This is a genomic window from Deltaproteobacteria bacterium (genome assembly GCA_016874735.1).
Taxonomy (GTDB): Bacteria; Bdellovibrionota_B; Oligoflexia; order Oligoflexales; family CAIYRB01; genus CAIYRB01.
Map to the genome: position 1 here is coordinate 1 of VGTI01000040.1, position 13,005 is coordinate 13,005.

Genomic DNA, 13,005 nt, shown 5'->3' on the forward strand with positions numbered 1-13,005 from the left:
AAAAACCTTCAAAGCTGCGTTGACAAAAGTTTTTAGAAGCGTAGATTCACCTTCCTCGGCACTGAGCCACTTCGCTGACCCGGCGAGACACTGAAAAAAAGTGAAACGAAGGGTTGACAAAAAAAGCGAAGAGAGTAAAGTGCGGAACTCCTCGACGAACGGTAAGTAAGTAGCTGAAGAGGCTGACGAAAACTGAGATAGGTCGAGTGCTCTTTGAAAACTGAATAGCGACAGAAACAAGAAACCAAATAACAGGTTACTGTCGAAGTTGATCGCGAGATCACTTCACGAGTCATTGGCTCGTAAAAACAAAGTAAACTGTTACCTTGATCAATTCTTACGCAAGTAAGAATTCCGAATTAAAGTAACGGCCATGATTTAAACATTAGAGTTTGATCCTGGCTCAGAACGAACGCTGGCGGCGTGCCTAATACATGCAAGTCGCGCGAGAAAGTCCTTCGGGATGAGTAGAGCGGCGCACGGGTGAGTAATACATAGGAACGTACCTTGTAGTGGGGAATAACCACGGGAAACTGTGGCTAATACCGCATAATGACGTGAGTCTAAAGCAGGCCTCTATTTATAAGCTTGCGCTACTAGAGCGGCCTATGTCCCATTAGCTAGTTGGTAGGGTAATGGCCTACCAAGGCGACGATGGGTAACTGGTCTGAGAGGATGATCAGTCACACTGGGACTGAGACACGGCCCAGACTCCTACGGGAGGCAGCAGTAGGGAATTTTGCACAATGGGCGCAAGCCTGATGCAGCAACGCCGCGTGAGTGAAGAAGGCTCTTGGGTTGTAAAGCTCTTTCGGCTGGAAAGAAGGGGTTGCCTGCGAACAGTTGGCAATTCTGACGGTACCAGAAGAAGAAGCACCTGCTAACTTCGTGCCAGCAGCAGCGGTAATACGAAGGGTGCAAGCGTTGTTCGGAATTACTGGGCGTAAAGCGCGCGTAGGCGGGCTAGAAAGTCGATTGTGAAATCCCTGGGCTCAACCTGGGAATGGCAGTCGAAACTCCTAGTCTTGAGTGCCTGAGAGGATGGCGGAATTCCCGGTGTAGTAGTGAAATACGTAGATATCGGGAAGAACACCTGAGGCGAAGGCGGCTATCTGGCGGTGCACTGACGCTGAGGCGCGAAAGCGTGGGGAGCAAACAGGATTAGATACCCTGGTAGTCCACGCCGTAAACTATGGATACTAGGTGCTCGGGATGTTAACCTCCTGAGTACCGTAGCTCACGCATTAAGTATCCCGCCTGGGGAGTACGGTCGCAAGACTAAAACTCAAAGGAATTGACGGGGGCCCGCACAAGCGGTGGAGTATGTGGTTTAATTCGAAGCAACGCGCAGAACCTTACCTGGGCTTAACATCCCCTGACAGTGGCAGAGATGTCATTTTCCCTTCGGGGACAGGGAGATAGGTGCTGCATGGCTGTCGTCAGCTCGTGTCGTAAGATGTTGGGTTAAGTCCCGCAACGAGCGCAACCCTTGCCCTTAGTTGCCACCATTAAGTTGGGCACTCTGGGGGGACTGCCGGTGTTAAACCGGAGGAAGGCGGGGATGACGTCAAGTCCTCATGGCCCTTACGTCCAGGGCTACACACGTACTACAATGGCAGAGACAAAGGGTCGCGAAGCCGCGAGGTGGAGCTAATCCCAAAAACACTGTCTCAGTCCGGATTGAAGTCTGCAACTCGACTTCATGAAGCTGGAATCGCTAGTAATCGAAGATCAGCACGCTTCGGTGAATACGTTCCCGGGCCTTGTACACACCGCCCGTCACACCACGAAAGTGATTATAACCAGAAGCAGGTGAGCCAACCGCAAGGGGGCAGCCTACCAAGGTTGTAGTCGTGATTGGGGTGAAGTCGTAACAAGGTAGCCGTAGGGGAACCTGCGGCTGGATCACCTCCTTTCTAAGGATTCCGAGTCACTCTCGCAAGAGAGTCTCTAATCCAGGTTACCAGTAACCTTGGTTTTTATGCGTATGTCGCTGTTCAGCTTTGAGGGAGTAATCCTTCAGATCTTTGACAACTGAATATCGAAATTGTTCAAGAACGATAGAAATTCATTGGATTCTAGCTTCTGCAACATACTAGTTGGAAAACGAATCACTAAGATGGTTTGATTTTCAAAATGATGGCAAGAAGCCACCGAGCGAGGGCCGGAGTTTACTTTTGGTAAATGAGGACCGCAGCGAGGATGGTGACGCAGCCAGCGTTTGAAAAGCAAGGCATTGATTTGGTTTTACCAAGTGGAGAGTTGACGGCGAGTTAGTAAGCTACTAAGGGCGCATGGTGAATGCCTAGGCTTTAGGAGGCGATGAAGGACGTGATAGGCTGCGAAATGCTTCGGGGAGGTGCCTAATAACCTTTGATCCGGAGATGTCCGAATGGGGAAACCCACCGCTTCGGCGGTACCCACTAGTGAATACATAGCTAGTGTGGAGCAAACTCAGGGAACTGAAACATCTAAGTACCTGAAGGAATATAAATCAACCGAGATTCCGGTAGTAGTGGCGAGCGAACCCGGATTAGCCCAAACCACAGGGATTTTTCTCTGCGGGGTTGTGGGGCCAGTAACGTAGACCTCGAGTGTTAGTGGAACGGTCTGGAAAGTCCGGCCATAGTGGGTGATAGCCCCGTACGCGAAAACACAAAAGGCTTAACTGGTACCCGAGTAGGACGGGACACGTGGAATCCTGTCTGAATCTGGGGGGACCATCCTCCAAGGCTAAATACTACCTAAAGACCGATAGTGAAATAGTACCGTGAGGGAAAGGTGAAAAGAACCCCGGTGAGGGGAGTGAAATAGATCTGAAACCATGCGCTTACAAGCAGTCGGAGCGTAAGTGACGGCGTGCCTTTTGCATAATGAGTCGGCGAGTTAACGTTACGTGCAAGATTAAGGTGTTCAGCACCGTAGTCGCAGCGAAAGCGAGTCTGAATAGGGCGCTTAGTACGTGGCGTTAGACCCGAAACCCGGTGATCTATCCATGAGCAGGTTGAAGCTGGGGTAATTCCCAGTGGAGGACCGAACTCGTAGCCGTTGAAAAGGCTTGGGATGACTTGTGGATGGGGGTGAAAGACCAATCAAACTGGGTGATAGCTGGTTCTCCGCGAAACATATTTAGGTATGGCGTCGTCCGTTTCCTACGGGGGGTAGAGCACTGACTGGGCTAGGGGTCTTACCAGATTACCAAACCCATTCAAACTCCGAATACCCGTATGGTTAGGACGGCAGACAGACAGTGGCTGAGAAGGGTCATTGTCGAGAGGGGAAGAGCCCAGATCGTCAGCTAAGGTCCCAAAGAGCATGCTAAGTGGAAAACGATGTGGGGGCGCATAGACAGCCAGGATGTTGGCTTAGAAGCAGCCATCATTCAAAGAAAGCGTAACAGCTCACTGGTCAAGTGCTCCTGCGCGGAAAATGTAACGGGGCTAAGCATGCCACCGAAGCTACGGACTCGTAAGAGTGGTAGCGGAGCATTGTAGCAACCTGCGAAGGTGTCTCGTGAGGGATGCTGGAGGAACTACAAGAGCATATGCCGACATAAGTAGCGAAAAGCGTGTGAGAAACACGCTCGCCGGAAGCCCAAGGTTTCCTGGGTCAAGGTAATCTTCCCAGGGTTAGTCGGTCCCTAAGGTGAGGCCGAAAGGCGTAATTGATGGGAAGCAGGTTAATATTCCTGCACCGATGTTGTGGAGTGATGCGGGGGTAGAGAAGGGTAGCTGTGCCGGTTATTGGATTCCGGTTCAAGCATGTAGGGAGATCTTCCTGGTAAGTCCGGAAGGTCAATCCTGAGATGTGACGTGGTGGACTTCGGTCCTGAAGTCAGTGATCCCATGCTCGCAAGAAAAGCCGCTAAACGTTGAAGCAACAACGACCGTACCGCAAACCGACTCAGGTGGGCAGGGAGAGAATCCTAAGGTGATTGAGTGAAACCAAGTTAAGGAACTCGGCAAATTGCCACCGTAACTTCGGGATAAGGTGGGCCAGTATGGTGTAAGGACTTGCTCCTGAAGCCTAATCTGGTTGCAGAGAAGAGGGGGTAGCGACTGTTTACCAAAAACACAGCACTGTGCAAACTCGTAAGAGGAAGTATACGGTGTGACGCCTGCCCGGTGCTGGAAGGTTAAGAGGAGATGTCAGCGCAAGCAAAGCGTCGAATCGAAGCCCCAGTAAACGGCGGCCGTAACTATAACGGTCCTAAGGTAGCGAAATTCCTTGTCGGGTAAGTTCCGACCTGCACGAATGGCGTAACGACTTCCCCGCTGTCTCGACTTGGTGCTCAGCGAATTTGAAAAACGGGTGCAGATGCCCGTTACCCGCAGCAAGACGGAAAGACCCCGTGAACCTTTACTATAGCTTGGCACTGGTATTCGAATTGGTCTGTGTAGGATAGGTGGGAGACTTCGAAGTAGGGGCGCTAGCTCTTATGGAGTCATCGGTGAAATACCACCCTGATCAATTTGTGTATCTAACCTAGTCCCATAATCTGGGATGGGGACAGTGTCTGGTGGGTAGTTTGACTGGGGCGGTCGCCTCCAAAAAAGTAACGGAGGCGCGCAAAGGTCCCCTCAGACCGGATGGAAATCGGTCGCAGAGTGCAAACGCATAAGGGGGCTTAACTGCGAGACTGACAGGTCGAGCAGGTACGAAAGTAGGTGTTAGTGATCCGGTGGTCCCGCATGGAAGGGCCATCGCTCAACGGATAAAAGGTACTCCGGGGATAACAGGCTGATCTCCTCCAAGAGTTCACATCGACGAGGAGGTTTGGCACCTCGATGTCGGCTCATCACATCCTGGGGCTGAAGCAGGTCCCAAGGGTTTGGCTGTTCGCCAATTAAAGTGGTACGCGAGCTGGGTTCAGAACGTCGTGAGACAGTTCGGTCCCTATCTGCTGTGGGCGCAGGAAATTTGAGAGGCTCTGTCCTTAGTACGAGAGGACCGGGATGGACGTATCTCTAGTGCACCAGTTGTCACGCCAGTGGCACGGCTGGGTAGCTATATACGGATGGGATAACCGCTGAAAGCATCTAAGTGGGAAGCCCGCCTCAAGATAAGATTTCCCAGGCTTCGGCCCTAAAGGCTCGTTCTAGACCAGGACGTTGATAGGGTGGGGGTGGAAGTACAGTAATGTACGGAGCTGACCACTACTAATTAGCCGTGCGGCTTAATAAACGCCGTCGACTCTCTACCTGGAAGAACCAAAAAAGTTCGTCGGGATTCTGTTGTGGAATTCCCTACTCCAGGTGGAAGCTGAAGAATCCCAGAATTGACTTGTTCTTGAACATTAACGATACAGTTGCCAAATATTCAGTTTGGCTGTGTCTCTAGCGAAGAGGAAATACCCGTTCCCATCCCGAACACGGAAGTCAAGCTCTTCTGCGGCAATGGTACTGCTCTTTTAAGAGTGGGAGAGTAGCACGATGCAGCCTTAAAAAACGAAGCCCCTGATTCCGAAAGGTCTCAGGGGCTTCTTGTATTTGCATGCTCCAATCATCGAGCGGCCGTCTACCCTGACTGCCACTTTTATTCCTGATGACTAGGGAGTTGGTGCCAAATTATTGATGCAGTTATAGACATATTTCTCGTAAGCCACTTTATCGGTGGACGGTGGTATCGTGATTTGAGGGGCGCCGTTATCCGGAAAAGTGTAGCAACCGGTCGTAATACTGAGTTCGTTTGAAGGTGTACCCTCGCATTCGACTTGCTTACCACCAGTAGCGGCCGAGATGAACTGAACGGCGTAGCGAATGTAGCGCTGGTTGGTCGGGGAATTCGATGGGGAAGGGAGGTCTTGAATGCCCTTTCCGCAGCTCACAAGTTTGGAACCATCAGTTGAGGCTTTTTTTAGGGTTTCTGTGACCAGACTCTGGGCGTGACTATTTAGTTTTGCAAGCAGCTCGGTCCAGTTGCAATCAAAGTCGGCCTTGGGCAAGCTTCCGCAGCGCTTGTTACTGAAGTCCCAAGTTTTGCCTTGCTGGACGATACACTGTTCTTCCTCAGTGCTCAGCTTCAGCTTAACCTGATCATCAGAGCATTTGGCTGGGCCTTGGTCGTCGACGCCGCCGCCGCCTCCCTTTTTGGTCGGGTCGTTGTTCGGGTCACCCCCGCCCTTGCCTGTTTTATTGCCATCGTCGGTCTTCGAGGGCGCTGCCGTGGTGCCACCAAAGTTAGCGCTTGAGCAGGCAACGACCAGCACCACTGCTGCGGCCCATGTACCTAACACTAAGTTCTTGTAACTCACGACTAGTCCCCACTGGTTGCTTCGGTTTACCGGAAAGGAACAGAACCCCGTGTCCCATCCGCTTATCGGTACAACAGCTTAAATTCTTAAGCGAATTAATTTTGTTATTTGTTTCATGGGTTTGAGTGCGATCTTTGTAAACACGTAAAAGATTAATCTGGCGATGAATCGAGGCCACAGGTATACTAAACTTACTGCCATTTAGATCTGCGTTCCGCCGCATTCCCGTTGCTTAAGTTGCCGTAACACATAGGCTTTATGTCCTCCACGCGCCTGGAGGTGGGGTCACTATGAAACTGTTTCAATTAATTTCGGTAGTTGGTTTATTCGTTGGGGCGTTACATGCCTCCGCAGTAGCGGCAGCACAGCTACCTTTGGAGGCGATGGAACCACTACCTACCCCGCCTGAGCTCCAGTCAGATGTCCGCTTCTGGGAGACCATCTTTACCAAGTACAGTCCGGACGACTGCCTGTTTCACGATAAAGAAAACGTCTCGATTCAGTACTTCGTGAAACGCATGCCGGAAGGAACGGTCTTCCGCAGGGCTAGTCTGGCCAAGCGCTATCAGGCGGTCATCAGCCAGGCGATTGCCGGACTGGCAGACGGGCATGCACCGCGCAACGCCATTGAGGAGCGCATCGTTAAAGTAACCCCGCCAAGTCAGCGCACTCCTGCGTATTACCGAGCGGCAGCAAAACAGGTTCGCTGTCAGCGCGGGGTTGATTTGCAACCTAGTTTGTCTCGGTCTAAAGAGCATTTAGGTATGGTGATGCGGGTACTGGGACAAAAGCAGCTACCCACGGATCTGGCTTTTCTGCCTCACCTTGAAAGTGGCTATAACCCCTACGCTCGTTCACGCGTGGGAGCTAAGGGACTCTGGCAACTCATGCCGTCCGCAGCGCGATTGGCCGGATTATCCGTGGGCAGACTTAACGACCACCGGACGCATCCGCATCGCTCAACCGCGGCAGCCGCGATGATGCTATCGGATTTCTATCAGCAGACTGGATCGTGGCCGCTGGCAATAACGGCCTATAACTACGGGATCAATGGAACGATGCGAGCCATCAAGATGTATGGCAATGACTATATGGCCGTAAGAGAACGCCACCGGACTAGCCTTTTTGGATTTGCGGCGCGTAATTACTACCCAAGCTTCCTAGCTGTACGTAACGTTGCAAGTGCCATGGTCAAAGGGCAGGTAGTCACGGCATCTAGCTCTAATCCTGCAGCGAAGCGCGAGCGAGCCCTTTAGCCTAAATGCTCAGCGGTCCCGGTTAACAAATAGCGTTGCGACCTGCGCCGTCCCAGGCGACAATCGGTGGCTTATCATGTCAGCCTCGGTGTCCTTAGGGAGTTGGACGTGCCCGAAATCTTGCAAGTTTTGCCGCTGTATTTACTACTTACCATTATACCGCTTGGCGTCGCCGGTCAGAACATAGGAGCTGGAGTCGTTGCGCTTCTGCTCTTTAGCAGCCTCTATATGAAGCGGCAGCACTTGGCACTGAACCAACTTTGGATGCAGCACAAATTAGCTTTGCTCAGTGTGGCTGCCTACCTATTAGTGCAAGTCATCGCTACCGTAATGAATCCAGCAAGTCCCGCACGTTTCAAATTCAACTACACGGCAGGCTACCTTGTATGGGCCTTACTGCCCCCAGTCAGCTTTCTCGCGCTCCCTAAGACGCATCGCGCGCAATGGCGCCGTGTTGAGATCGTGTTCGCTACCAGTATTGTGGCGTTGGGTTTGATCTCCTTGAGTCAAGCCATGTGGGGGTGGCGGATAGCCGGAACGTTGGTCGAATTCGGATATCCGCGCGCACACGGACTCTATTCTCACCCGATGACTTTCGGTTACGTCTGCTTGGTATTCACTCCTCTTGTCATTCATGCGGTTTTTCGTGAGCCGCGCCGGCTACTGCCGTGGATCGTAGCCGCAGCGTTGGCAGTAGCGATACTCACGAGTCGGTCGCGGACGGTCCAGGTAGTCACGGCGCTAGTGATCTTATGGAATATTTGGAGTCATACTAAAGGTCGCATCCGCATTATGATTTTAGCCTCATTTTTTGCTGCTGCTGCCTTAACGCTCAGCACGGATAATTCGGTGAGTGAACGTTTTCGCGGCACCATAAATCGTGATGATGTCCATAGCGATTACCCCGATGATAGGGTTGCTTTTTGGCATGTGCATTGGAATATGCTCAAGGAACGCCCGTTACTCGGGCACGGTGAGGGCATCATCAGCTCTTATCGCGTGCCTTATTACGAAGCGATTGGACTTAAAAATTTCATACGGCAGTATGAGGCCCACAACATGCTGCTACAAATCGCCGTTAATGTCGGTTTGGTAGGGCTATGCATATTTATGCTTTGGGTTTTCGACCTCGTCCAATATGCACGGCGGCTCCGGCGCCAAGGGCAGTGGTGTGGCGAAGTAGCCATACAGACTGTTGGAGCCGTTTTTCTCGGTGCCATCACACAAAATGCATTTCAAGACGCGGCAGTGCGTTTTGCCATCACTGCTCTCATTTGCGGATTATGGATTTGGGGCAGGGATATGGTGGTTACGTCGCCATCCCCCAACGCCGCACAGTCTTAGCTTCGATTAGCCGGAAGATCAAATACTCGACTACTAGGCCGATGATGATCACGGACGATAATCCAGCAAACACCGAGGCAATCTCGAGTTGGTTTTTGTTCTCGTAAATATACCAGCCGAGGCCTCCTGACCCCGCACTAACGCCAAAGACTAATTCGGCCGCAATCAGAGTGCGCCAGGCAAAGGCCCAACCTAATCTTAGGCCGGTAAGTAACGACGGGAACGCAGCAGGAATCAGTATCTTCCAGATGTATGCAATACCGTTCAGCCCGTAGTTGCGTCCGACCATGCGCAGTGTGGGCGAAACACCGTCGAATCCTGATATCACACTGAGACTAAAAGACCAGATCACCGAATGGGCGAGTACAAATACCAAGCTACCCGTTCCCAAACCGATCCAAAGCATGGCGACTGGTAAAAGTGCGATCGCAGGGAGCGGATTGAACATGGCCGTTAGAGTGGCTTGCAGATCGCGACCTAACTTAGAGCTCATCGCTACGATGGCTAAGGCAACGGCGATACCTAGTCCAACAGCGTAACCAAGTAGCAAAACCCCGAGCGACGTCAGGATTCTGTCGACCAGGACGCCCGACTTCAGTCCGTCTATCAGGGCACTCAGTGTTTCGGTGAACGACGGGAACAGTAGCGCGTTATCCAGCCAGCGGCTATAGGTCTGCCATGCAGCGGCCAGCACTGTCAAAACGAGAAGGCGGCGACACCATTCTAGGTCGTATAGACGACGCCAAAGGGCAATTGGGACTTGGGTGGTCAGCGGTTCAGGGTGCCTCGCCGCGATGTCAAAAAACTTATCAGTCATGATCTTTGGCCTCCGTGGTCTCGTTGCCAAAGAGTAGGCTGTGGATCAGTGTTTCCTTACCTGGGTCTTTAGGATCACAGCTGATATCTGCCTGAAGTCTACCTGGGTGAGGTGACAGGACCAGCACGCGGCTCCCGACCGTGAGCGCCTCTTTTATCGAATGAGTGACAAATATGAGTGTGAAGCGGTGATTATCCCACAGCTGCAGGAGTTCCTGTTGCATTTGCTGGCGAGTCAGTGCGTCTAAGGCAGCAAATGGCTCATCCATCAGTAGGATCTTAGGCTCCATAGCGAGCGCCCTAGCCAGAGCCACGCGCTGCTTCATACCACCGGATAGTTGGTGTGGAAACTGATCGGCAACTCGTTCTAACTTAACCTTGGCGACGGCGCTGCGGGCGCGGTCAAGGGCCTCTTTGGATTTTGCTTTGCCACTAGCCTCGAGGGCAAAAACCACATTGCCGACCACAGTACGCCATGGCAGCAGCTGGTCGAACTCCTGAAACATCATGACACGGTCTGGACCAGGTTTGACGACCGGCTGACCGCTGACCTGAATCAAACCGTGAGCTGGTTTGATATAACCGCCTATGGCCTTCAACAGTGTGGATTTTCCAGACCCTGAGGCACCGACCAACATACAGCGCTCGGCGGTATGGACATCGAACGATACGCGCTCGACCACTGTGGTGCGCCGCCTTTTATTGCCGGAAGTATCTTCGTAATCGATGGACACATCGCTTAGCTGCAGTAAGGGGAGTTCCACAGGTTAACTCCCAGCCAGGTTGTGGAGGTTAGGATGAGACAGATCTTTCCAGGACTCAGCCTTCTCTTTAATGGTCCCTACTTTAAACATGAAATCGGCGAAGGCAGCAAATTTGCGGGGGGTAAGATCATAGGCATTGTCTGGATCGCTAAGCAACTTGGTGATGAAAGGTAAGGGATCTTTGGACCCAGTAACTTTCACGTACAGTGCGGCGGCAGCATCTTTATTGGTGTTAATCCATTGTGAGGCCTCGCTGAATGCGCTGGCATATATGCCGTATACGGTCGGATTAGCACTATAAAACTTGGTGCTTGCCACTACGGCAGTGAATGTGAGGGGGCCACCCAGGACATCGTTGGATTTAAGGACGGTCCTAATCTTGCCCTGGCCTTTGTCTAGCTCAATCTGTGCGAACGGAGCCGAGGTGAAATGAGCTGTAATCTCGGAGCGCCCGGATAATATGGCAACTAGAGCTTCAGGATGTCCAAGCCCTACGGTCATGGGATCCAGTTTAGCAAATTCTTTGTCGCCAAATGTCTGTGCTGCAGCCATTTGCAGCACCACAGCTTGCACACCGACTTTTACTGATGGGAGCGCAATGCGATCCTTCGCGGTAAAGTCACGAATAGAATTTACTCGTGGGTTGTTAGTGTTTAGATAAATCGGCATCGACGAAAGAGCACCGACGGCGCGGATACCGAGGTTTTTGCGCGTCTTGGCCCACAGAGTGACTAGAGATGATGTCCCAACGGCGCCGAACTGCAGCGAACCAGCAAGGAGACCGTCATTAATCGCAGCTGGTCCACTTAATACGCGCCACTCAGTAGTGAGATTGATGCCGGCAGCTTTGGCTTTCGCCTCTACTAGTTTTTGCTCTTGCATCACCATGAGTGGTAGATACGTGAGCCCGTACTGATAGCCGGTAGCTATTTTTGTGACCTCGGCCCGGCTAGAATCACTCAGGCCAAGTATTAGTGAAGATAAGATCAATAGAAGTCGCATGTTTACTTCCTTAGTCTGTTAGTCAATGGGGTCACTGGTGCCCCCTGAAAACGGTGTCGCTCAAGTCCGACCCACACGACTGCCATGATAACCAGTGTGGTTAATAGGACAGTCAGTGCCTTATCGTTGGGAGGCTGGATGCCGATCAAGATCAATGCCAAACAGCCAAACATGGCAACCAAGCACGCCGGTTTAAACCAGATACCGAGTGTCCACGGACCAAAGTTGGTCCAGGACTTTCCGTAAACAAAAAAACCTAAACCGATAGGTATGACGTAAGATATGTAGAGAAAAATCACGCAGCATACTGTAATCGTCGTATAGACCGGCGTGTAGGCAGCAAAAGCGATCGTTAATGTGACGATTGTCCATATGGCGCTCGCAGGTGTCAGGTACCTTGGGCTTACTTGTTTAAGTTGCCTGGAGAACGGCAGTCCACCATCCCTCGCAAATGCGTACGTCATGCGGGAAGTCGATGTGACCGTTGCGAGGCCGCAGATATATTGCGCAATGATGATGCCAATAAGTAGGGTGTTGCCGAGATATTTAGGTAGCACTTGCTCAACTAGCCAGAAAAATACGTTAGGTCCTTCGGCTGCTCCAGACGTCACCGACGGCATGGCAAGCACCATCGCAATCAGCATAAGCCACCCACCAACGCTTGAAACTAGCGCCGCACGTACAATGCCTCGCGGGACGTTATACTGCGCGCCCTTGGTCTCCTCGGATGTGTGTGCCGAGGCGTCAAATCCAGTGATTGTATAGGCCGGCAACAAAAGACCGAGAGCAAAGAGCACAAGAATATTGTCGTTGGCTGGCCACACGTTGCCGCCGGCGCTACCGCTGAAGTTTTGAAATGAAACTAACCGACTGAGATCGAAGCTAGCACCGTAAAAAACAAGGCTCCCCGTCAAGATGGTGGCGATAACCATGATAAGATAGCCACTAAAGTCGGTAAGTTTCGTGGTGAGCTTGATACCAAGGTGATTAACCAGTCCTTGACTACCCGTCATGAGAGCGACTCCCACAGTCTGCAGGACGATTTGCTTGGTGCCGCTTAGGCTGCTGAGGTGCATCTCGAAGATCTTGTCTATGGCACCGATCGTAAATGCAAATGCTCCGACGTTGATGGCGGCCAGAGTTGTAATCAGGCCTACTAAGTTGAGCCAAGCGGTGGCCCAGCCCCAGGCGCGCCCGCCAAGGATCGCTGACCAATGGTACAGGCCGCCAGCGGTAGGAAAGGCCGAGGCCAGTTGCCCCATAGCCGCGGCTACGATTAGGGAGAACGCACAACTCAGCGGCCATCCTAGCCCTATAGCCGCGCCGCCGACGGCGCTGAACCCAAGGTGAAAAGAGGTAAGTCCCCCAGCCAGTATACAAATAATACTGAAAGATATAGCAAAGTTAGAAAAACCCGACATGCGCCTATCGAGCTCTTGCTGGTAACCTAGGGTACGGAGCGTGTGCGTGTCATCTGCTAAGTCCTGATGCATCGGATCCATTGTCAATCTCGACTAAGAAGGCTAATGTCAGTGGGTTTTATAGCTGACCTTCCCAGCCTGTTCAACGA

The 13,005-nt window shown here is 52.0% G+C and carries 7 protein-coding genes and 3 rRNA genes; 5 read left to right on the forward strand and 5 right to left on the reverse strand.

What is annotated here, in order from left to right:
* The first annotated feature begins 379 nt into the window (after positions 1–379).
* From FJ146_14310 to rrf, 3 genes are all read left to right on the forward strand, one after another.
* A 16S ribosomal RNA gene (locus FJ146_14310) occupies positions 380–1,919 on the forward strand.
* Positions 1,920–2,275: 356 nt separating this feature from the next.
* Positions 2,276–5,184: ribosomal RNA gene (locus tag FJ146_14315) — 23S ribosomal RNA — on the forward strand.
* A 142-nt stretch (positions 5,185–5,326) separates the two neighbouring features.
* Positions 5,327–5,441: ribosomal RNA gene (gene rrf / locus FJ146_14320) — 5S ribosomal RNA — on the forward strand.
* Together the 16S, 23S and 5S rRNA genes form the textbook arrangement of a ribosomal RNA operon.
* Positions 5,442–5,548: 107 nt before the next feature.
* Here the strand turns inward: rrf and FJ146_14325 are convergent.
* Positions 5,549–6,253 carry a hypothetical protein gene (locus FJ146_14325; GenBank protein ID MBM4253142.1) on the reverse strand — a complete coding sequence of 235 codons (705 nt, stop codon included), beginning with the start codon at positions 6,251–6,253 and terminating at the stop codon, positions 5,549–5,551.
* Positions 6,254–6,543: 290 nt separating this feature from the next.
* On the opposite strand from FJ146_14325, the gene FJ146_14330 reads away from it, so the two are divergent.
* Complete coding sequence (locus tag FJ146_14330; protein MBM4253143.1) at positions 6,544–7,509, forward strand: lytic transglycosylase domain-containing protein; 966 nt, start codon at positions 6,544–6,546, stop codon at positions 7,507–7,509.
* Positions 7,510–7,617: 108 nt separating this feature from the next.
* Positions 7,618–8,853: an O-antigen ligase family protein gene (locus tag FJ146_14335; GenBank protein MBM4253144.1), complete on the forward strand. Its 1,236-nt coding sequence runs from the start codon at positions 7,618–7,620 to the stop codon at positions 8,851–8,853.
* Here the strand turns inward: FJ146_14335 and FJ146_14340 are convergent.
* Genes FJ146_14340 through FJ146_14355 form a run of 4 tightly spaced genes read right to left on the reverse strand, consistent with a single transcriptional unit; the run spans position 8,819 to position 12,937 of the window.
* On the reverse strand, positions 8,819–9,670 hold the full coding sequence (locus tag FJ146_14340) for an ABC transporter permease (GenBank protein ID MBM4253145.1): 852 nt from the start codon (positions 9,668–9,670) through the stop codon (positions 8,819–8,821). The genes FJ146_14335 and FJ146_14340 overlap by 35 nt on opposite strands.
* Positions 9,663–10,433: an ABC transporter ATP-binding protein gene (locus FJ146_14345; GenBank protein ID MBM4253146.1), complete on the reverse strand. Its 771-nt coding sequence runs from the start codon at positions 10,431–10,433 to the stop codon at positions 9,663–9,665. The genes FJ146_14340 and FJ146_14345 overlap by 8 nt, the downstream gene beginning before the upstream one ends.
* A gap of 3 nt (positions 10,434–10,436) precedes the next feature.
* On the reverse strand, positions 10,437–11,435 hold the full coding sequence (locus tag FJ146_14350; GenBank protein ID MBM4253147.1) for an ABC transporter substrate-binding protein: 999 nt from the start codon (positions 11,433–11,435) through the stop codon (positions 10,437–10,439).
* 2 nt (positions 11,436–11,437) lie between these two features.
* Positions 11,438–12,937: an amino acid permease gene (locus FJ146_14355; GenBank protein ID MBM4253148.1), complete on the reverse strand. Its 1,500-nt coding sequence runs from the start codon at positions 12,935–12,937 to the stop codon at positions 11,438–11,440.
* Between the last annotated feature and the right edge of the window lie 68 nt (positions 12,938–13,005).